Here is a 24,171-nt window from a genome sequence, read left to right as displayed (position 1 = left end):
CACCTTGGTCAGCTGAGCCTGACTCTCGAGCTAGCACGAGACTCCGCAGCGCACGCCGTCCTGGTCAGTCAGCAGACCGGAGTTGCTCGACCGTCTCGTGTCGCGAATCTGTCGACTGGCACTATCAGCGAATTGGAGGGCGCGATCTTGGCCGCTGCCGAGACCGCGTCGCGTGCCAATCTCCGACATGCAGGCGCGCTCTTGTCGTTGCAAACGGCGCAGCAATTGCTTCGGCGACTGGGCGATCAGGTAGACGAAGCAAGTGACCGCGCGGCGGGCCTAGTTGCGCTTGGCTCAGCGGCGCTCCACCGTCCCGACCTCTCGTCGGCCGTCGATGAACTGCGAAGATTGGCCGACCGGGTGAGGCGGGACTCGGTCTCCGCACAAAACTTTGCGCGGGGCGCACGCGACCACCTGCGTCTGCACGTCGAGAACCTCGGCATTACCGGGCTGATTGATCCGCACTCACCAGAGACAGAGGTGACCGACACGACCTATGACTGGGCAACTGACAATGAAGACTTTCCATATATCGAATTCACTCGATTCGTCGAACCACATGGACCGCACGCTGAGGCCGCTGAACTGCTTCCGGCGAGGCCCGCCACGACCATCTCGGCGTCTAGGCTAGCGACGCAATCAGCGCGAGGTCTGCTCAATTCAGATCCGGGATTCCGGATTCCGTCACGGCATGCCGTGACGGCCGTGGTAGATGTTCCGAGCATTTTGGAAGCGGCGACGCGTACCGTTGACGACGCGGTCAGGGTGTTTGACCACGAGGAACTCGTGGATCCTGCAGACTTCCCCGTACCTGGCAGCTTTCCGAACGAAGACGATGAACTCAGCGTCGGTGCGGGGGAGCCGAACCTTCACCCCGTCCCCACCGTTGAATCCGCCCCCGCGCCTGACTCTGCTCTCTACTTCGCAGCCGAAGCAGCCGCGGAGGTCTCTGAAGGCGCGGAGGTCGAAGGTGGGACCCCGGCCGTGGCGGCCCGGGCGGAGTCTGATGCCGAGACGATCGCGGCGATCGATTCCGGCGACGAAAGTGACGTCTCCGGCACGACCCTCGTCGACAAAGCACCTATACCGATTGGCGAAACCTATCTGACCGACGAATCAAGCGATGGACGCGACATGCTCGCCGGCGTCGTGTCGCCTGAGTTCCTCCGAAGCCACTTTGACGTAATTCACGACACTGGCCTGATTGTGCGAATCGTTGGCAGCAAGGGTAAGGGCGACGTCCTTGCAACAGTGGTCCTACATGCCAAGGTGGAGGCACCGCGGATACGTCCGGAGTACGTCGGCGAAAAGGCAATGATCGACATCGCCGCAGTCGGGACGTCGCAGGCCACCAGTACGGAAGCCAGCGGCGTTGATCTCACCGATTCCGTCCAAGCCTCAGCCGTAGCCCAGCCCGGACCAGTTCGAATCAGCAGTGGCCCCAATGCCGGACGTGACAACAGTGCAACGCACTCGACGAGCACCGGCACCGCCGGGAGCATCACCTCAGTCGCGTTCTTTCAGGGCGGCCGCACCAATGTGTATACCTCCGACATCACGTGGACGATTTTGAGTTGGGTGACCCAACCGAACCAAAAGGTCCCGGCCCGTCCAGTGGTTCGGACCGCGCGCGTCCACGACGGCATCTACTTCCGCATACCCGAAGACGAACACGTCAAGGTTGAGGACTATCTCGCATCTCTCATGAGGCCAGGCTCATCGAGCGACGTCGGTGCCGCGGATGAGGTTCCCGAGCCGAACACGCCGACGATGCAGAGTGAAGCGGCGCCCGGCACAGAACCTGAACCAGGTCCAAGTACAGCTGCCCCGGCTTCGCAACTCGTCGAAAGACCTACTGCGCACCACGCAGGCGCGACCGATGACGCTAGATCCAGCGCCCACCGGCCGCGTCACTTTCCGGCTGTGGATGTAAACGGAGAACCCCTCGAGATCGACCACAGCGGCGGGACGCCTCGGGTTGCGAACCGTGTGCCAGTGACTATCAAACCGTCACGCCTACGCTGGCTTCCACGGTGGATAGGCAAGCTGGTTGGGCACGTCGTCGTCGAGGATGTAGCGCCACTCGGCGCGGTCCACGACGAAGTCGAACGGCAACTGCGTGCGGTATATGGACTCGAAGACTCCGCGACTACCTCGGACGCTCAGAGGGCCCGCGATTCGGCGGCGATTACTGATGCATTGACGAATGCGTACACCGTGATCAGCCGCGCCGGGGTGCAGACGCATTTCACCGAGATCGTCCAGGCCAGCGTCCCCATTCAGATCGGCGATCCGGCGACCGGGCGGGACCTGTACCGCCTCGACATCAGTGCAGTGCCGGATCTTGACGGTGCTCGCTACCGAGGTTTCGACGACAAGATGCGGCTGGAGACGTCCAGCGAAGCGTCTCGCGCCATGTTCGGGAACTGGGTTCGCAACGCCTCGACACTCTTCGGTGGGGCGTTCTCATTCTTTGGCAACATCGCCAACAAGGCAATCGCCCGTGCCGGCGCCGGTACATGGGCTGGGCGCACGATCGGGGCAGAGTCGCGTGCGGGTGACAGCGGCGAGACGCCGCTTACCAACAAGATCACCATTGGGCCGCGGAAATCGCATCGCTTCGACGTAGATATGACCTACCACGTGAAGCTCACCAAAGTGCGCGGTGTTCCGATCGGGCGCAGTCCGGCCATCAGCGCCCAGCGAAGCCTCCTGTTCGACACCGCGGGAAGAGTCGTTGTCCCGCGCCCGGTGACGGTTCCAAACGGGGTCACTCTCCTCGTGCCTGAGGGCCTTGTCTCCGACCGTCCCGTGTCGCTCCCGGCGCGAGCTACCGCGCCGGCAGTCCTTGACCCAGAGGGACGGGACATCGTGTGGACAGCCGGCGAGAAGTTTCTGCGGCTGCCTCGCCCGCATTCCGTCGATTCGGTCGGCAACGTACCCGATGTACGGGCCTTCTTGCGCTATGCGCTGTCCAGGGGCGCAAAACTGCCGGCCGTTGCGGATCTGACGCCTAGCTCCGAGGCTGCGGTAGCCCACGATTGGTCGGACAGAATTTCGAACCCGCAGCTCAGCCAGTGGATACGGACTGGTGCTGCGGGCATCAATCCGGTTATCGCCGCGGGGACGCCAGGAGAGCAACTCATCGACTTCATCGCGTCGTCGGGTGGGCTGCGCGCGCTCATGTCGTTCATGCATGGGCACGGTGAGGGAGTGACCACTGCCTCCGTCGGTGGCCACGAATTCAGGGTGAAGCAAGCCCTGCACGGGCTTCAGCTGGAGTTCATGGACGCATCTGTGACCGTCGATTTCATCGCCCCCGTGAAAGACCTGCATGTAGCAGACAACTGGGAATTCGGTATGGACCACCAGATGCAGTCCAACCGGAAGGCGACCACGACGATCGGTCGCACACGGGCCAGAAACTTCGGCCTCCGCGGCATCTTTCGGTTCAAGACGTCAGGAGGCTCTGGCCAGAATCAGGTTCGAAGCGACGGACATCCGGACACCCCTCCGGTGATGAAACGATCGACGGAGACTGAAAGTAGCTTGAAGGACGCCATCAAACAGCCGGCAGCGAAGAAGACTGGTCTGATCGGCACCTTGCTGGACATCAATCCGATGCGGTACGGAGTGCATCGGGTGACCAGGACGCTAGGGTCAGGAGCGAACTACATCCATTCCATCGTCCTGAAACACCTGCCGATGGTTGACGGCATCGCAGTGCGTTCGCACCTCATTGCGCCGGACGTGGTCTGGCGAGTCCACACCGCACATGGTTCACCATCGCTTCGCGTCGGGTGGGGAGCCCTGATCCGAGTCAGCCACAACGCAGCTGAGACGACGGCGAAGCTAAGCGGCATTCCACAGTTGCTTCCGAACCCTGACGACTGGAAATCGCTTATTGTATATGGGAATCCTCGCGTTGCCGACGTTGTGGGCACACCGATCGATGCAGGGCTGTGGAGCCGATACGAATCCGATGAAGCGTCGACTGTTGTCACCGACTCGTACCCGGCGGGCCCGGCGACCAACCGGATGGCCCTGGTCGTTGGCGGTGGCGCGACCCCGATGCGATACGTTGACCAAGACACTTATCAAACCGGTCTCCCCGTCTCGACCGAGCCCGATCGAATCATCATCATGGATCACCCGGGTGCCCATGCCCCGGTGCCCCTAGGGCAGGCCTTGGTCGACCGGACGCCCCTGTCCGGCTTGCGCCCGACGGTTCGCGCGTTGAACGGACGCAGAACCTTTGGCCAGCGGACAGCTGGTAAATCGCCTGCCGTAACTGGTGAGGCGCACGCCGCGCCGGGCCGTGCGGAGGACGGTGGTTACTCGCTGCGTTTCCCGGCAGTGCCAAAGCGGGACGGCACGCCAGGAATACAACCGATAGCCACCCGGATCACCTACCACCACCGCCCGGATGCGCCGGCCGACGACTCCGTGTCGGACATCGTGCAGGACGTGCGCCCAGACGTCTTTCTCGCCGAGCGGCAGCAGATCCCCACACTGGAGATCCGCCCAGCCGAAACGTGGCAGTCCGAGGAGTCCTGCCTGGTGGCTACCGCAGACGAGACGGTGTGGCATATCGCTGGTTTTCCCGGCTGGAAGGTCGTGGTTACCCAGTCCGGTCTGCATGCCCACAATATGGACGATGCTCGCATCGACCTACCGGGCGGTCGGCTGATCCACACCCTGCGATCCCGCCCCGACGGCCTAGTCCTACAGGTCGGCTTTCCCAGTCGTGGGCTGGACCGCGAAGCGATCGACGTCGTCCAGGCGATTCGAAGTTCTCTGCGACTGGACGATGCCAACGACGCCGATGGCCCAAGTGCTACGAACTTATTCGTCCACGCCATAACGGCCGATGACGCGCTCCGTGAGGAGATCGAAGCAGGCAATTCGCTGCCGCTGATTCCATCCGAAGGGGTCGTCCTGGACGGCAATCTTGTTGCTCGCACCGATCCTTTCGGCGTCGTGCACATCGTTGCGGCCGACGAGGAGGCTCTTCCGCCGCCACCACTCCCGAGCGATGTCTCTCTGGACGGTATCCAGATTGCGATTAGTCCGGACGCGCTCGGTGCCGCAGGCATACGCGATGCCCTAGAGGGGGTGATCACGCTGTTGCCGGCCACGGACGACCGCAGAGTGCGGCTCTCGTTTCTGGATGCTACGTCGGACATCCAAACGGAGCTCACCCCGTCGACCCGGACGGAGATCGCGAAGCGACACGGCATCGAACTTGAGGCCGCCGCATATGTTTATGGGATACCAATGCCGCTTGGTGGGCTGAACACGGGTGAAGTCGAGCGCCCGCCGACGCCCTATCAGGGTCCGCCGCGACCCCTACTCGGTCCGAACAGGCCGGCTGACCCTGTGCCCCACGGCCATGTCGCTGATTCCGGCGATGACACTGACCGACCGCAGCGGGGCCGTCAGCCCGTTCGCAGCGCCACGCCGCCCCCGCGTCGTCGTCGTGCCATGCAGGTCGGCCTCGATGAGGACGCTCATGCCCGTCCGGCGCGTGCGGTAGGTCATGTCGAGGATGGCGCCGCGGACAGTGACGCCCAGAGTGACGCCCACAGTGACGCCCAGAGTGACGCCCACAGTGACTCCCACAGTGACGCCCACAGTGACCCAACCTTTGAGCCGCGGTCTTCGATGTGGGGTCACCAAACCCGTCGAGGTGGGTTCCCCGGACTTCGACGGCCGGAGTGGACCGACGACGTCGATGCCGCGTCCGTGTACAGCGGTGACGCAGTTCAGGTAGTACCGACCGGGACGGAAGCGGTCGGGTCAGGCGATAGCTCGCCTGTTGATCCGTTGGACGCATCCCGGCCCGCACGTGGCGATGCGATGGCGATTGCGGTGGACCCGAGGGCGGCGGAGAGGCCCGCTGCGGTTGGAGCGATGCCTACGGCTGTGTCGGTGGCAGGTCCGGTGGTGGCGGGTCCATCGACTGCGCTAGGGCACGTGGCTCCGGTTGTGTCGGTTGTGTCAGCGGGTGGGCTTCACCCGGTTATGTCGGTGGCTGAGGCGAGTGTGCGGGTGCGGGCGAATCAGGTGTGGTCGTTCTTGGACCGAGTCGATCTTGTTACTGCTTCCTCGGGTCGGTCTGTGTTGCTTGACGGCCTGGAGGCTCGACCGGGTTCGGTGGTGGCGGGTGGGTTTACTCGGCGGTCGAGTGGTGTTGGGTTGAAGCTGCGCCGTACTCCAAAGGTCATATCCATTCCGGTTGGTTACGAATTGCTTCGTGCCGATGACGGTACGGGCGAGCGGGCAAACATCGGGGCGATCGCTGCGCGGGCTCGCGTTGAAGGGATTCGTGTCGTTCTGTGGAGCGAAGCGACGCGTGAGCAGGTGCATGCTGCGCGGGACGCAACGGAGCCGGATGAGGTTCAGCGACGGTTGCTCGACATGCTCACGTGGGCGCAGCAGAGCGGAATTCGGGTGGTCAGCGTCGGGGAGGTGTTCGGACACGCTGCGCCTATGCATCGTCTTGGGCGAGTGCATCGTGCGCGTGCTGGGGCTATGCGGGGAACGGCGGCCGAGGTCGAGGGCCGGTGGACCGTGGGTGACGAGGTGGTCTATCGGTTCGGGGGTGCGACGATTCCGATGACGTCCCAGTTGGTCGACCCCGATGGGAGCCTCCTCCCCATCTTCCCGTCCGGGGGGGGCGATCGCTTCAGGTTGGCGACACCGGGTATCGCCTTCAGCAACGAGGGCTACGGGGGTGGAACGAGGCGGACCGGTGACGTTGTTGTAGTCACACGCCCGATCGTCACTGCGGGCGCCGCCCGTTCGGCCGGCGCTGCCACTCTGCTCGAGGCCTCGTACGGGTACCGGACGGAGCGTGAGTTGGCGGCCGAGGTCTCCCTCAGACTCCGGCGACTCTTTGCCCGCCCGGGAGCCGGCCGGGTCGTATCACTCCCCGCCCTCCTTCGGGAACACCCCTCACCTACCTCCCGCCCAGCCAACAACGACATCGCACGGCGCCGGTTGGACCCGCTCGAGCCGCAGAATTTTCCGGACTATGCCGCAGCCACCGAGTCCGCACTCTTCGACCCCGCGAACGACGACGAGTCCGGCCCGATGCTCCCTCCGCTGTTCCGCGATAATTCCCATGCCGGCGCGGCGAGTCGAAGCGATGCGGCGAGAGAGGCGTCGGCGGCCGGACCGTCTGCGGTGGATGGTGACCTCGCAGACCATCGCGCCGCCGGGCCGGACTCCGGACTTCGCGGCAGCCCCGCGCAGGCCGATGGCTTGGACGTTCAGTCCACGTACAGCCGCGACACGACTCAGGGTGCCGACGCCGGGGGGCCAGCGGTTCAGCCGGGCTCGCCATCGGCGACGGGGTCCGCGGGAGAAACGCGTAGTACGCGAAGTGTTGCTATGGGCGTGGAGATGGGCCCCGAAGCGGTACTGGACCCGACCGAAGCTGCTGTGCAGAGCGCAGCCTTCTTCGACTCGCCCACGCGCACCCGGCATCACTATGCTGATCGACCTCCCACACCATTTGCCACGCAAGCGTCATCGATACAAACCGAATCCCCGTCTGGCTCCAGCGTCGCCGCGACGCATCATCACTACGCGCCGCCTGGCCACACACCGTTTCGTAGCCCGGCGCTGTCACAGCGTTCGGACGCGGAATCAATGCACGATGCAGCTGCGCCGCACGATGAGATCGCTACGGAACGGGATCGGCCCGACGTCTCTTCGGCGATTGGTGGGCGGGACACCTCCAGACCAGGATCCGCTGACGCGCTACGGGTCGGGGAACATACTGGTTCCCTCCCAGACATGAATGAGGCCGCCGAAATCGCAGCCATTCCGACGGGGTCGCTGGCACCGTCGCGCGCCATGCAGGGTCACGCGGTAGACGACGAACTGTACCGCGGCTACTCCGATTCTGAGGATGATCGCACTGGTCCCGGGCGCCGTCTGGGCGGTGGCGAGACGCCGCCAATGGCGACTGAAGTTGTGCCCTCGTACAGCGACGAGGTGCGCCGGGTCCTCGGACCGGGGTCCGTCCATGGCGAGGAGGAACTCGCGGACGTGGATGTCGACGCGACCGTCGAGGACATGCTGGCGGAGGGCACCGATGATCGCGGGCCGAGCATTGGAACGGATCGCGGGTCTATCGATGGCGACACTGCTTCAGGGTTCGCACCGCTGCACAGCCCGACACAAGCGCCCGAAGTCGATGCAGATCATGCGATCGGGATCGGGGTGGTCCCGGGGGCGATGGAGTTGTCCGCCGTGATTGGAGCGATGCCTACGGCTATGTCGGTGGTGGGGCCGGTGGTGGCCGCGGGTCCGTCGACTGCGCCTGCACATGAGCCGGTTGCTCGACCAGCGGCGCCGACGCGTGCGACGGCTCGGCCTCCGATGGCTCGGCCGCTTGCATCGGCCGGTGCGGCTGGGCCGGCTTTAGTGGCGGGTCCGGCTGTGTCGGTGGCCAGGGCCAGTCTACGGGTGCGGGCGAATCAGGTGAGGTCGTTCGTGGACCGCGTTGATCTTGTCTCCGCGTGGTCGGGACGTCCGCTCTCGCTTGAGAATTTGGAGGCGCGTCCGGATTCGGTGGTCACGGGTGGGTTCACCCATCGTTCGAGTGGTTTCGGGTTGAAGTTGCGTCGCATTCCCAAGGTCATATTTGTTCCGATCGGCAACGAGGTGCTCTCGGCGGACGGTGGTAGGGGCGAGCGGGAGAACATAACCGCTATTGCCGAGCAGGCTCGTCTTGACGGGATCGGAGTTGTGCTCGGAAGCGACATTTCCCGCGATCAGGTCGATGCCATTCGTAGCACTGATGAAGCGGATGCAGATCAACAGCAGCTGATCGAGATGTTCCGTTGGGCCATGCAGTATGGCATTCAGATTGTCAGCGTCAGTGAGGTCTTCGGGCCGGACGCGCGCATGCACCGCCTTGGTGGCCTCCACGCGACGCGGCCGACGGCTGGATTGCGGACGCCAGCATCGACCGTGCCACGGACGCCAGAGTCGGTCGAGGCGCGGTTTGCGGTTGGCGATGAGTGGATGTACCGGTTCGGGGGTGCAACGATGCCGATTACCGCGCAGCTAGTCGACGGTTCGGACAGCCTCCTTGAACTTTTCGCCTCTGAACGAGGGGATCGCTTTAGGTTGAGTTCACCCGGCATCGCCTTCGGCCCTGACAATCGCAGGTATTTTCCGACGAATCCTAGTGGCGACCTTCAGGTCGTGCACCGCCCGATCGTTGCTGTTGGCGCAGCCCGTTCGACCGGTGTCGCGACTCTGCTGGACACGTGGCACGGGCTACGCCTGCGTCGCGAAGTGGCGGCCGAGGTGTCCCTCAGGCTCAGCCAACTCTTCGCCCGCCGCGGAGCTGGCCAAGTCACAACGCTGCCCGCGCTCATTCGCGAACATACCAACCCTGCACCGCTTCCCAGCCCGGCCATCACTAGAACATCGAGCCCGAGCCCTAGCCAGAGCGGCCCAGCAATCGAAGCTGCGCACCTGTCGGCTATGCGCCCGGTTGACGTGGCTGCAATGTCGACGCCTGAGATCCAGGCCCTGGCCGATCGGGTAGCGGCGTGGGTCCGGATACATGGTCCGGCGACTCAAGCCGGCGTTGACAGCAGCGATCAGGCTGCGACGGAAGTGTGTCTGACCGGTGCGTCCGAGTTCGTGCGTCGAATGGGGTTAGGTGTGGCCGCCGATGACATCGTGATCGGCACGTCACTGGACCGCCGCGACGGCACCTGGAATGCAACGGGGGATTGGCGGGACTTGGTTGAAGAACTCGGTCGCCCCGGGAGCGAAGGCGCGGTCGCGTTGGTGATCGCGCCGAGTCCGCGTGCTGCGGAGCTGGAACACGTGCTTGTGCTGGTTTCTACTGCTGAAGCTGTGCACGCGGTCGACTTTGGGTCGCCCATCGATGGACGCGGTCGTGATGGTGTGGTGGCCGAGGTGCGGGATGCACACCTACTCGCGACCGCCCGCCTAGGCCAAGGAATTGGAGATCCTTTGGTATTGCTTAGCGAAGCCCGCGCTCGAGTGTGGCGAGACGGGCAGTTGGTCGCACCAGCACGAGATCTTGTGGTTGGGGTGAAGCCGTCGCTGCGGGCCTTGTTCGACCCGACCGAGACGTTCAAAGTCGGTGCCCGCCCATCCAGGGCTAGGCGGGCCGCCGGTCGGGCGGCTACGGCGGACGGCTCCGCGCCGAGTCACGAGGCCACAGCGAGCGGGACCGGAGGAGGTCGCGGAGGTCGTGGCACAAGTGGGCGTGGGGGTGCGGTTGCTACCTCTGCGGCCGAGACTTCCCCGACCGTGGGTGGGTTTCGCCGGCCCTACGGTGCTCATGACGTAGCGATGAAGTTCAACCCGGATCGCGTCAACAACCCGGTGATGACGGTACCCGTTGACGGGGACGGGTATGTACAGGTTGGGCGTCGGCTCGGTGACCCGGGCAAGCCGGGGCGGATCCTGCTCGGCCCGGAGTTCGGCGAATCGTCTGTGAGGGTGCAACTGATGGCACTTGAACGGACGGTGGTGGTGTTCAGCGAACACGATCACCCGGACACGGGGTTGCCGTTGTGGTCGGTCCCGTCGGTGAATGTGCGGGTTTCAGACGCGGATCTGGTCGAGGCCTACGGCCAGAACACGCGCGCTCTTGTGACCCAGTTGGTGCGGGGGTGGTTGGCTAGGGGGGATAGGTCGTGGTCTCCGTCTGGATATCTGATCGTGGCCCGTACGGTGCGGACCGAGGGAGCGGACCTCGTCGTCGATCTCGGACCGACAGCTGTACGGGTCGAGGCGGCCCATGCCGTCGACGGTAGCTATTTCACCGACAGTGAGACGGTGATGCTGGCTGTGCATACCGGTGACGGAACGACGTGGGCCCGCAAGACCAGAGCGGTAGGTCTACAGGGGATGGCTAACCGGGGGTGGGTCGAGGTGTCGGGGGTCGGGGCGTCTGAGATCGCGCTGCTGCGGGCACGAGACGACACGATCGGAGACGATCTTGTTACACCGAACATTCCGGAGTCAGCGTCAAAGGCTCTCATCCCGATGCTGTCCACGGACGAGTACCCGACATATGTTGTGCGATCCGCGCACGATGGGCGCCTGCTCGATCCCACGACAGGTGAAGCAATGCCTATCAATGGGAAGCTGTTGCAGCTCACCGAGCCGCAGATCTCCGACCTACGGGTTCGCTATCTGGAGGTGCAGCCCCGCCCGGACGGAAGCGTCATCGGGTACAGCGCCGCCGACCCGGGCGACCCCGCCCAGCATGGTCGGTGGGGCAACAACGAACCGTTCTGGTCGATGTGGCTAGTCGACAACCGTCTCGCTGCGCTGCGGGAACGTGCCGCTACCGACGATGAGCTAGCTCCCCGCGGCGCCCACACCCTGATGCTGCCCCGACCGGCCAGCACGGTCCTTAGTTTCGGCCCTCCGAACGATCGCAAACGACTGACCCTCACCCTGGAGTCCGGATTGATGTGGGACGTCGCCTTCCTCACGCTCCCCGCGGGCGATTCGACGATGAGTATCCAATTCCGCGACTGGACCGGTGAGGCGATCAAGGGGCGAGACGGCAGTCCGCAAGTGCATACGAGCGCACTCAACGACAACCAGACGGCGTGGCTGAGGGAATATGACGGGGTGATCGACCGGAGTGGGCTGATAGCAGCTCCGGCTGAGGAGACATCCACCTTTGCGGATGCGGTGACCGGACGTCGCTATGTCCATCGAAACGTTGACGGGCACGACTCCGATATCGGCGGTCCGCTGGCTGACTTGTTCACGGTGCAGTATCTGCGAGCGCGTGGCGTGGAGGTTGGCGACGACGCGACCCGGGCCGACATCGCTGCGGCGATCCGTACACGCATCGATGCTGCCGAACCCGAGGCCGAGGCCGGTGACGCGGTGGTGGGTGCGGATGCCTTCCTCACGCCCGAACCGGATGGCGAGAACCAGCCTGGTGAGGACGATAGCGTTGGCCCCGACCTGTACTTCCGCCGAGCTGCGCGTGTTCTCGGGGTGAACATCCTCGTCGACGGTGACATGACGGTGAGCGTCGCCGACGCAGGCCTAGTCGGTGCCTCCACCGTCCACATTCTTCGCGTCTTCAGACCGGAGCTCGGATGGTCTTTCCGGGCCGCGTGGCCGGTGACTGAGGCGAGGACCGTCGGGCCAGTGCTGGCCCCGGCGGAAGCCGCGGATCGACCGGCGAATGCTTCGGCCCACATCATCACGCTAGATGATGCCGGTCCCACCACCGAAATCACGATTGGCATGGGCGGGTGGATCAGTCTTCCCGGTGTGCCCGAGTTCGCTCAGCTGCAGGTGCCGCCGAGCTGGGTGGGGAGGCGGGTCCGGGTCCATGTGAATCTCGAGACCTACGGTGTCGTCGTCTTCAATGGCGTTGACCAGGGCTGGGCGCCGGTCTGGACGGTCCCGCTGGACCGCCCGATTACCGCGGCGCTGATCGAAGCGATCAAGTCGGACGTCGAGCTGTATCGGGTGCGCGAGCGGGCCCGTGACGACGACACCGTTGCCCCGGACGGCGCCTACACCGCGGTGGTCCGCCTGACAGGGGCGGGCGGGTTCGCCGTCGTGAAGGTCGGCTACCGCTCCGATGAAGCACGGGAAAAGGTCTTCCGGTTCGCTGAACGGAGGATCGGTGAGTACGTCGCCGTAAGCATGATCCCGAACGACCCGTGGATCACCTTCCGCCTACTCCCGGACCCGAAGCGGGCGGCCGATGCAGCGACCGAGCTGTGGTTGACCAGCAGGACCTTGCTCCATCACCAGGCACGGCAGAACTGGTTCCGCGACGGCGAACCTGGTTCGCTCGCCGGCATCGACAAGGTAACAGGACGCAGCCCGGAGCAGATCGCCTCGGCGGGCGCCGACCGTGACCTCGGCGACGGCCGGCGGAGGGTGAACGGTGTGACGGTCCCACCCGGCGCGCGTTACGGTAGCCAGTTGGTGCCGATGGACAGCGCCGAACACTACTTGGTGCCACGAACGGTGATGCGTGGCGTTCAAGTCAACGCGGGGACGACGTTGACCTTCTTGGCCCTGGACGACCTGCCAAGGACGGTGTGGCTGTGGGTGGACAAGCAGACCAAGCAGGCGCGGATCTACGACGCTCGCAGCACCCCCACCTGGTCATATGACGTGCAGACGCCGCTGTCCGCCGCGGCGCTGAACACAGTCAAATCCGAATCCGAAAACGAAGCCGGACGAGCCCTCGCCATCGGGGACCCGCGCTTGGCCCTCGGCGACAGTTGGACACTGGCCCGAGCGGTCCGGGCAGACGGCAGCAGGGTGGCGTACAGCGTGGATCGCCACCACACACCCCAGATGTTGGCACCGGATGGACTCACGTCTGGACACGTGTTCATAACCGCCTATCCCTGGAGGACCGGAGTACGTGTCATCGGCCGCGATGATGACGGACGACTCTTCGGCGTCAACGACCCGCTTATTCCATGGGACCCGTCCGTCCGGAAGTGGTTAGCGACTCACCCGGCAGTGATTGACCACACCGGCGGCACGGACTTCGAGCAGACGGCACCGGATTGGCAGGATCGACCTGTCCGGCTTAACCCGTCCGATGAGACGGCAGTGCCTCTACTGGAGGGGGTACGGACCGGTGACGAAGCCGAACGGCCGACCCACGATGAGGATCACCTCGTATTCGAGCACACTCTCGACGCGCGGGGTCGTGCCTTCGCGAGACAGAACGTATCCCGCACGCGCACGCGTGTGCCGGATTTCGGAACGACGTTCGCGTACGTGACGGTGATCGTTGAGGTGAGACTGACCGGACCCGGCAGGGGCGATGTCGCGCTTTTCAGCGCGACCGGAGCAAGCATCCCCTGGTCAGCGCGCAGCGGATTCGCCTTCTCCGACAAGGCAATCGCCCGGACTCAAACTCGTACCGCCCGCCACGACCTCACGGCCCGAGCGAGGATGCTGGCAGCGCAGGGCGACTACGCCTTCGCACCCCTGAACACTGTGGCGGTTGCGGCAACCGTGGAGGGGCGCACCGCTCGCGCTGACAGTTCCGCCCAGCCGCAGCTCTATGTCAGATTCAATCCCGGTGATGGCCAGCAGAGCGTGACTGTCACTACGCTCGGCTACAGAGCGGGCGACACCGTGATGGTGTCTATCACCGACGAAGGTACGGTGTCCGTGCGTGGTGAAGATAGTGGTTGGCAGCGGGTCCGAGCACGCAAGCCGCGTATGGATCTGCTGTCTATCCTGCGCCGACGACTAGACGCCATCAACCACATCGCCCCAACTTCGAGCCAGGTTCCGAACCCGGTTGTACTCGAAGAAGGGACCTCACCGGACGAAGGCATCGAGGCGGATGACGCCATCGTGCCGGATGAAGACCTGGTGGCCGCCGACGGCCCGACGAACGATGAGTCGACGGGCGATGGTGGGGGTGGACCGCCGTCGGTGGGGTTGTTGGCTTCGGGTCAGTTGGCGTTTGACGCCGTGAGGTCGGCGGTGTCTGCTGATGATGCGGGCGTGGTGCGACTGCTGGTGCCGTTCGGTGCGGTCACGTTCCCGTTCACCGTTGAGCAGGCTGGGGTCGCTGTCGTGGTCGGCGATCATGTCGTCCCGTTGGCCGGCGACGTGTTGGTGGGTAGTGCCGGGTTGGTGTCGGTGTGGCCGGACGGTGCGGTCGTGGTGCGTACCCCGGATCGGGGTGATCCGTACGGTCGGTGGAATGTGGAGCGGTCTGACGTTCGCATCGCTCGCAATGCCATCGACGCATTGACGCGGCGTGACGGGGCGCTCGACCGGCGGTTGCCGTTGGCTGAGGCGGGCCGCCCGTCGCAGGTGGTGTGGAGCAGATCGGTGATTGCTGGCGATGTGCTGGATGTTGTCGAATCTGCCACTGCGGGGTATGAGTGGGACGAGGCTGTTGTTGGTGTCCTCACTCGGGGGTTCCTGCTCGCTCATGGCATTGATGTCAGCGGTGGTGTCTCGGCGGTGCGGAGCTGGGTCATCGACCGCTTTTTGCCGGTGATGCAGGTTGTGGATCAGCGGTTGATCGACCCGGCGGATCCTGTGTTGCAACCGGTGGTTGAGGCGTATTTCGCTGCGGCGAACGTGGACACGTTGATGGCTCAACTCCGGGCGGAGGGGTGGTCACCGCTGCAGGAGCGGGTGCTGCCGGGGTTGCTGGCCTATCTGCTGGATCTACGCGTCGACACCTACCGCGCCGGTATCCTCGCCGTCGGTGCAGCTGTCGACAGCGAGACCGCCTTGTCAGAGCTGTTGACCGTGAATGACGGCGGCCGCCACCAGATCCGTCTTGTCCGTGAACTTGACTCCCATCATGCTGCGTGGTTGGTCGCTACGGATGACACTGCACCTGCTCGGTCAGGTGCTACGCGGATGACGTTGCCCGGTCGGCAGCGCGACGACGAGGGGACACCGCCGCCGGTCGCTAAACGTGCGAAGTGGTCAGGCCAGGTGCGGCCGTCCGGGGTCCGGTCAGTCGCTGATGGTAGCCAGATGGTTGCCTCCCAATTGACGCTGCGGCCGGCGGATATCCCTGCATTGCTGGGTAGTGGTGATGTGCAGGTGATCCGCGGCGCGGATACCGCGATCGCGGTTGTGGTCGGGGCGAAGCATGATCCGTCCTTGGTGGACGTTGCGCGGGCGTATCTGTTGGCGCGGGTTGGGATGGGTGCGGATGAGTTCACGGTGATCGGTGTCGGCACCCCGGGTGGGGTGCGGGTCGATGCGAATCGAGTTCTTGACGCGGCCTCGGTCGCGGCGTTGGTTTCTGAGGTCGATCCGGCCGGTACTCGCCCGGTGGTCACCCTCGCCTGTGACAGCGCGAGCATGCTCGGTGAGCTCACCCGGTCGCTGGGACGGTTCGTGGCTGCACCGAGGAGTCAGGTCTGGGCGTTCACCGGGGAAGGTCTGAAGCAGCTGCAAGGCGTCGCGGCCGCGCCGCACACTACTGATACTGGATACGTCCTGCCCTCGGTTGATGATCCCGGTGATTGGCTTCGCGGCGAACCGGCTGCTGAGGAACAGGGCGACCCGGCGATCAAGGCGATGGGGCCGATACTGCCGATCGACATCCGGAGGTTCGGGACCCAGCACTCCGACCTGGATGCGGCGGCGGATCATCGGTGGGAAACGCTGGTCGGACACGTCCCGCTCGTCACCGGGTTCCGGCACCTCGCCGACACCGGGACCGCTGCGAATACCAGCGCATCCGCCACCCGCGGGGCGCGTCGCGGCAATGTTGGGCTGGAAGGCGAGTCTTCTCAGAGCGAGTCTGTGGTGGGCAAGCCCTACGGTGCCCACGATGTGGCGGTTGCTCTCGACCCGGATGAGATCACGAACCCGGTGATCACTGCGACCGCCGATTTCGCCGGGTACCTCGAAGTGGGGCGTCGCCTCGGAGACGTGGAGCAGCCCGGGGCGATTCAGCTCGGTCGGGAATTCAGGTACTCCGCGGTGCGCGTGCAGTTTATGGCGGCTGACGGGACGGTGATGGTATTCAGCGAACATGACGACCCGGTGACCGGATTGCCGTTGTGGTCAGTCCCGTCGGTGAACGTACGTGTCTCAGATGCTGAGCTAGTCGATGTACGTGGCCGGGCGGCACGGGCCGAAGCCACGATGGCCTTGCGGGATCGGCTCAGCGCGGGCGACGAGTCGTTGACGCCTAAGTTGCATCTGAGCTTGACTCGCACGATCAGGGCGATAGGTGAGAAACTCGTCGTGGATCTGGGCCTGGACGCGGTGGACGTCGGGCTCGTCGGCCAGGGGCCGTTCGCCGTCGATCAAACGGTGATCCTGGCGGCACACGCCGGCAACGGAGCAACCCAAACCCGCGCTCTCACCGATGGCGCCGACGAGGACGAAAGCATGGCCTGGGTTCCAACCCAGGGGGTTGGGCCACGGCAGCTCGCCTTCCTGCGAGGCCATGTCGATACGGTCGCGAACGACCCCGCCCGCCCGACTCGACCGAAGGGCGCGTCAGCGCGTCTTATTCCCATGCTGTCGTCTGCTGAACATCCGACGTTCTACGTGGAACGAAACACCGACGGAGTGCTCGTCGACACCGCAAATGGGCAACCCGTGCTCAGCGACGGGAAACCGGTGAAGATCAGCGACAAGAAAATTCGCTATCTTCAGGTTCAGAAGCGGCCTGACGGCAGCGTCGTTGGATACGGCGCCGACGATCCCCGTGACCCACAAGTGCGGGGACTATGGGGCAACGGGGAACCGCTGTGGTCCATTTGGCTGGTCGACCCTGGTCTCCACGTCCTGCGGGCATTGGCGCTGACCAACGACGGTATGGCACCCCGCGGCGCCCACACCCTGATGATGCTGCGCCCAAGCAGTGAGACACTCCAGTTTGGCCGGCAGGGCGACCGCAACCAGCGGCTGAAGATAGGGCGCGTGGCGGCCGGCGCTGATTGGGACATCGCGTTCCTCACTCTGCCTGAGAACGCCTCTACCGTGAGCATCCGGTTCCGCACCTGGAGCGGTGATGCGATCAAGAATGCTGACGGTAGCGAGGTCAGGCAGACCGCTACTTTCAGCGCCGAGCAACAGGCGTGGCTAAAAGAACATCCGGGGGTGATCGATCACAGCGCACTGAATGGTGTGCCGACCAGCGGGATATCAACGTATGTTCAGCCAACGAGCGGACGTCGGTACGCCGTCCTGCAGGCCAACGAGGAGGACCTCGACCCCGCAGGCGCGTTTGCCGACCTACTTAGCGTGCAGCATCTGCGAGCCCATGGCGTGGACTTCGGTGACGAGGCAACCCGGACCGAAATCGCTGCAGCGATCCGCGAGCGTATTGCTGACGCTGACGCTGACGCTGACGCTGACGCTGACGCTGACGCTGACGCTGACGCTGACGCAGGGTCACTGGCGGCTGACGACGATTGGACGATGCTCTCGACTGGGATGGGGGATTCCTGGGAAAGCCCGGACCTCGACCCGCTGGCGGTGATGGATTCCTGGGAAAGCCCGGAGCTCGTTTCAGGCCAAGCCGAGTTGATGCCCGTCCCGGACGACGCGAGCTCCGACCTCGATCAGTTGCTCGGCCGCGCGGCGCATCTTCTCGGCGTGAATATCAGAATCGGTGGCGACGTGACGCAACTTGAAGTCGTCGACTCCGACCAGGCCGATGCACCAACCGTAGACCTACTCCGTTTCGTAGGGCCGGAGTTCACCTGGACTTTCCATGCCGCGTGGCCGCTGGGTGGGTCGGCGACCATGAACATCGGGACCGAGGATTCGGGGCGCGGCCCTGCCGTGGAGCGGCCGGCGAACGCTACCGGTCAGGTCATCGCCTTGAACGACACCGACCCGATCTTCGAGATAAAGGTCGGCGCGGATCGGTCGATATACCTACCCGGCCAGCACCAACCACTTCGACTGCAGGTGCCGCTCAGCTGGGTGGACAGGGTACTGAGAGTTCAAGCCAACCCCCGTACCCACGGCGTTGTCCTCTTCAACGGGGTCGAACAGGGCGTCGCCGCGATCTGGACCGTCCCGCTGGAACGCCCAGTCACCGCAGCAGCTCTCACGAGGGTCACCACCCACACCGAGGGGAAGGACGTCAAACCAGGCGGTGTAGCCGAGCTGTACCGGGTCCGTGAGTCGATCCGTTCTGATGTCACGTTCGCTCCCGAGGGCGCGTACACCAAGGTGCTTCGGCTCACCACCACGCGAGGGGTTGCCACCGCGACCATTGGCTCGAACGGGCACGGCGCCCGTAGAGAATTGTTTCAGTTCACGGACCGGCAGGCGGGTGAACTGGTTGCGGTAAGCATGCATCCGGGCGATCCGCTGATCTCCTTCCGTCTCATCGACCGCGCGGGCACGGACCGGCCGCTGGGCGACTCCGCGGCGGTGCCATGGGTGACCAGTACGAGATTGGCCCATCATGAAATTCAGGAGAACTGGTTCCGGGACAGCGGAGGCGATATTGGTTCACTTCGAGCCATTGACAAGGTGACCGGACGCACCGACGAATTCGTCGCTGCGGCGCGCAACCGGGACATCGGCGGCGGCCGGTACAAGACAAACGGAGTGGTGATCCCGCGCGGTGCTCGTTATGGCGAGCACCTCGCGCCCATGGATAGCGCTGAGCACTACCTTTTGCCGCGAACAGTTACGGACATGACACAGGTCAACGTCGGCAGTGAGCTCGTCCTCTTCACCGTCCAGGACGAACTCCCGGCAACGGTGTGGTTGTGGGTTGAGAAGGCAACCGGGCGGGGCCGCCTCTACGACGATCGAGTTCCCACTTGGTCGTTTGACCTACCGGAGCGCCTGAATTCGTCTGTTCTCCTCGAGGTCAAGTTGGCGATGGAATTCGAGGCCAAACGAGCCGAAGGACGGATTGTCGGGGAGAACGACCGACGGCTGGCGCCGGAGGATGGTTGGACGGTGGCCGAGCCAATCCAGCTCGAGGATGAGCGCCCCATCTACCGCGTAGATCAAGGCCCGGCGATTCCCGTGCCCGGGCGGGGTAGGGCGCCACGTTCCGGGCACGTATTCATCACTACCTACCCAGGGCGGCATGGAGTGCGAATCGTCGTTCGCGACGATGCTGGGCGACTCTTCGGTGCTCAGAATCCGTTGGTCTTGTGGAGCGCCCTCCGCCGGAGGTTGATCGCGTCCGCCCCGCACGCAATCGACCGCGCCAACGGTGCGCAGCTGCCGTCTGCGGCTCGACGTAGGCCGGCTAAGACAGTTCAAGACCTGCAGGTCCGGGATGACCCCTCGGGCACTACAGCCTTGCCCAATCTGGAGAACGTGCAGAGCGGCCTGTCGGCTGAGCAGCCGACGACTGGTCCGAACCACCGCGTGTTCGACTTCGCACTCGACGTTAACGGTCGATTCCGGCGGCACACCGTCGACGGTCGTTCGCTGAATTTCGGAGCCGGGTTCGGGGGTGTACGCATGCGTGTGGAAGTCACAGTCGCCGGCCCTTCGCGGGGTGCCGTGAGGTTCTTCAGCGCGCTGCAGGCGAAAGTCGCGTGGTCTAGCGACAGCGCTCGCGTCCGGTACTCCCCTGCGGCGATCGCCGGCGTGCTCGCTCACGTTGACCGTCGAGATCTCATGCTGCGGGCTGAGGCTCAGGCCGAGATTGGTGACTACTCCCTCGCCCCCCGCGGCAGCGTTAGTCTTGCCCGGACGTTGTATCGCACGGTGCACGAAGTTGACGGCGAGCCCCATGAGCGATTGCAGGTCGTGTTTCGCCACGACGGTCATCGGGGTGCCGTGAATCTGACGTCTATCGAGCCATCGTTCGAGGTCGGTGACACCGTCATGGTGTCGATCAACGACGATGGAGTCCTGTCGGTGCGCCGCGAGAGGGACGACCGGTGGCAGCGGCTATCTGTGCCGCGGCCCGACCTGCTGCCATTGCTGCGTCGATACCCCAACGCCATCGACCACATCTCGCTTGCTGCAGGTCCCGTTCACAATCCAGCCACGACAGGCGATGACGTAAATCATGAGGAGCCGATGGAGGCCCTGGTGCCGTTCGATGTCCCGTTGTTGGCTCCCGGCCAGCCGGGCGTTGTGGCGGTAACGGCAGCGGCGGTTGCTGATGTGGAGCGGGTTGTGCGTCAGCTGGTTCCGCGAGGAGCCGTTACTTTCCCGGTGACTTCCGAGGCCGGGGCCGACGGTCGAGTTCGTGTCGAGCTCGGCAGCTACTCCTTCGATTTGGGGGACGATCGGAGCGCCTCCGTCGGTGGTGGCTCGGGGTTGTTGTCGGTCTGGGGTGACGGCTCGGTCGAGATACGTACTCCGGATCGTCGCGACCCGAATGGTCCGTGGAACGTTGTGCGTCCGGCCGACCGACTCACGCCGAACGAGGTCGCAACGGTGGCGCAGCTCGATGGGGTGCTCGACCAACGACTCCCCGACGCACTGGCGACGCCGCCAACGAACCTGACCCCGACGCCGAGGGTGATCGCCGGCGCGACGTTTGCTGTCTACGAGTCAACCATCGAGGGATTTGAATGGGACGAGGCTGTTGCTCATGCCCTCAGGCCCGAGTTCCTCCGTGCTCTTGGCATCGACACGACTCGTGCCGGCGTAAGCGCCGTGCGACGAACGCTCATGGATAGTTTCATGGCGACGATGGAAGCTCTGGACAGGAGACTCCTGGATCCCGCCGACCCCGCACTGCGAGCGGCGCATGCGGCCTACCTCGCCGCCCCGAACGTCGAGACGCTGATCGCCCAACTGCGAGCCCCAGGATGGTCGCCCCAACACGAACAGGTACTTCCCGGGCTACTGGCTCACCGAGCGAATCTGCGGAGCGACACCTACCACGTCGAGACAATCAGCGACGCCGCTGCGCATGCGGCTGAGCTCGCCATCGTCAACCACGGTGGCCGAAACCATATCCGACTCGTCCGCGAACACGATGCCCACCATGCTGCGTGGCTCGCCGTCACCGCGCACTCCGTACCCGCCACAACCGCTGTCAGCCCCGCTGCCCCGTCGGGCCGGCCGCGCAACGACGAGCGGACGCCTCCACCAACGCCAAAACGTGCCCGGGTCGCCCAGTCGCCGCGGACGGGCCGGGCCCCACGGTCATCGGCTCGGGCAGGTAACAGTTGGTCGAGCCTGGCTCGGGTTGCGAAGTTGGGATTCGCCGCGATGGCCGTCCACGGGCCGTGGGTGGCTGAGGCGGCATCGATGGCGTCGAACGTCGTGTCGCCCCCGGGAGCCCGGCGAGCCGGGGCGACGATTCCGGGCCGTGTCGTGATGTATCACCAGAGCATCTTCGACGGCAACGAGTACGTATCGCCGCTACCGCTCGCGGAGAACGGGCTGACGGACTTGATCATCGGCGCGGCGCGTTTCAATTTCACGCCTTGGCACGATCGGTCTAGGCTGCCACCTGGCGCTGACCCAAAGCGGGTGCGGTGGGAGACGGCTCGTCGACCGCAGGCGCGATCGGAGGTCCTAGGGGCCGGATCGCTGTCGACTACTGAGCCGCTTGATGAGGCTGTGGGGGCGCGTCCGGGGAGGATCGTCGAAGGCCCGTGGGCGGCGGCGTCGACGGACCCGGCGCGGCCGCCGGTGCATCCGGAGTCGTCGCCGGAGACCGTTGTGCTGAACCACGATCCGATCGATGCGCCACGGCTGCAGCGGCTCTGGAGCGATGTGGCGGCGATGCAGCGCCGCGGGGTGCGGGTGTCGCTAATGGTCGGGACCACCGGGGACGCGTTCGTTCAGCTGAGGGAACGATTCGACATTCACTATCCGAATCTGCGCGATGTGATCAGGCGGCATGGTTTGGATGGCGTTGACCTCAACATCAGAGAGCAGGTTGACGCGGTATTTGTTGGGAAGCTGGTCACGCAACTACGCGCTGACTTCGGTCCTGACTTCAACATCATTCTGTCGCCGCACTTTCAGGATCTGTTTGGTCCAACATTTAGCCGGGTCTCCTACAGTGAACTCTGGGCCAGTCACGCGAACGACATCACATTCCTGAATGTTCAGTTCCACGGAGATCGGTCAGGTTTGGACGATCTGCCCAACTACGTAGCTGCGGTCAGGGGTACGGGCCGCTACAAGGGCATATTTCCGCCGGAGAAGGTGGTTGCGGGCGTTCTGACGAGCCCGAAGCATGGAGCGGCGGGCTATCTGAAGGCGGGGCCGCTCACCGATGCGGTGCGGGCACTACGCGTGCTCTTCCCGACGATGGGGGGCCTGTTCGGTTGGGAATACTTCAACGCCAACCCGGGCGGCGGACGCACCCCATGGAAGTGGGCGGCCAACGCGGCCTCTGCGCTGCATGCCGATCCGCAGTTCACCGTTCGGCTGCAGGTGACCAACAAAGGCTGGTTCTACGCATCGACCACCATCAAGATGGGTAGTCAACCGCTGGTTAGTACCGGCCTGCTCGGCCCTGGACACAGCACCAGATCGATCGTGCTGCAGTTCCCGCCGGAGTATGGAGCCGCGCTGCTGCAGAACGTGGTTGGTCGCGACCTCAGTCAAGGTCAACGTATGCCCGGTCCAAAGCTTGAGCTTCATACCGATGTGTTGGGTGGCGGAGAATCGGATGCAGAGGTCGAGCTGCGGCGTGCTGACGAAAACATCTCGTTCGAGGTAGTCGGATCGCTCTACTCAGGCGTTGAACTTCTTCTCGCTGGCCCGGGTGGGTCGACTCGATCGAACGGCGGAACGTCGCGTATCAACGTGCTCATTTGGGGATTCGCCGGGGTGGCTTGGTCCATTGCGGGTGCCGCATTCACGGCCGCCCGCCAATTGAATCGGCGCAACGAGGCGATGGCGGAACAGCGCCACGACGAGCCGACCGAACCGGCGACGCTGGACGATGCGGGCTATCTCCGAATCAAGCGTGGCGATGGCGTCATCGCGTTTGCCGATCCCTCTCATCAGGACGTGGCTCGCGTCATGGATCCGGAGCGGCAGACGGTCCTCCTCGATTTGTACGACGGTCTGCCGCTGCTGTATCTGAATGGGACCCCGGTCTTGGCGACCCTAGAGTCGCTCACTTCGTATCTACGTCGCAATATCGCCTTGCAGCAGGGAGCGACGCTGGAGGTGATTGCCCGCGGAACCATGTCAGATCAAGGGCATCGCATCGTAAACGACGCGGTAACCAGCCTGACCGCGCCGGAATCCGCACCCGCGCCGGAATCGACCCAGGTGCCGGCCGAAGCACAGGCACCCAGGTCGGTTCCGGACCAGCCCCAAGCACAGGCAGAGGAAGCGGTTGTGGCTACCGGACCCGCGCAGGACGCGCCTGCGGGCGCAACCCTGGGCGGGAGGATCCACAATCCGATCTCCAACCCAATTCGATTTGTTACCACCGACGATGAAGGGCGGCTACCTATCCCCGGCTCGGAATCACTCGGGCTGTCGCCGCTTCCGGCGAACACTCCGGTCCGCGTCCAGCTCTATCGACAGAGTGCGCAGAAACCATGGCGGCTCAGTGTTTTCAACGCCGACGGCGCCAAAGCCCGACCGCAGTGGAAGGTGACCGCGAAGGATCCCGTAAAGAACAGGGGCACAGTCCAGCATCTACTTCAGCTCCCGCCGCCCGCCGCAGCAACCGCGGCGGCGCTCGGCGCCGCGACCCAGCACGGCGTAGCGGTTACCGCTCAAGATCGCTGA

At 64.6% G+C, this 24,171-nt stretch carries 1 protein-coding gene (only partly in view); it reads left to right on the top strand.

Annotated elements, in window-relative coordinates; all coding sequences use genetic code 11:
- Window positions 1-24,171 carry the 3' portion of a hypothetical protein gene (locus tag CPH63_RS20760; protein ID WP_157749692.1) on the top strand. It extends 6,654 nt beyond the left edge of the window, so 24,171 of the gene's 30,825 nt are visible here — the last part of the coding sequence; its start codon lies off the left edge, out of view; it ends in the stop codon at window positions 24,169-24,171.

It is taken from the genome of Jatrophihabitans sp. GAS493 (genome assembly GCF_900230215.1).
Classification (GTDB): domain Bacteria; phylum Actinomycetota; class Actinomycetes; order Mycobacteriales; family Jatrophihabitantaceae; genus MT45.
The sequence above is the reverse complement of the archived record's forward strand: the minus strand, read 5'-3'. Positions and strand labels throughout refer to the sequence as shown.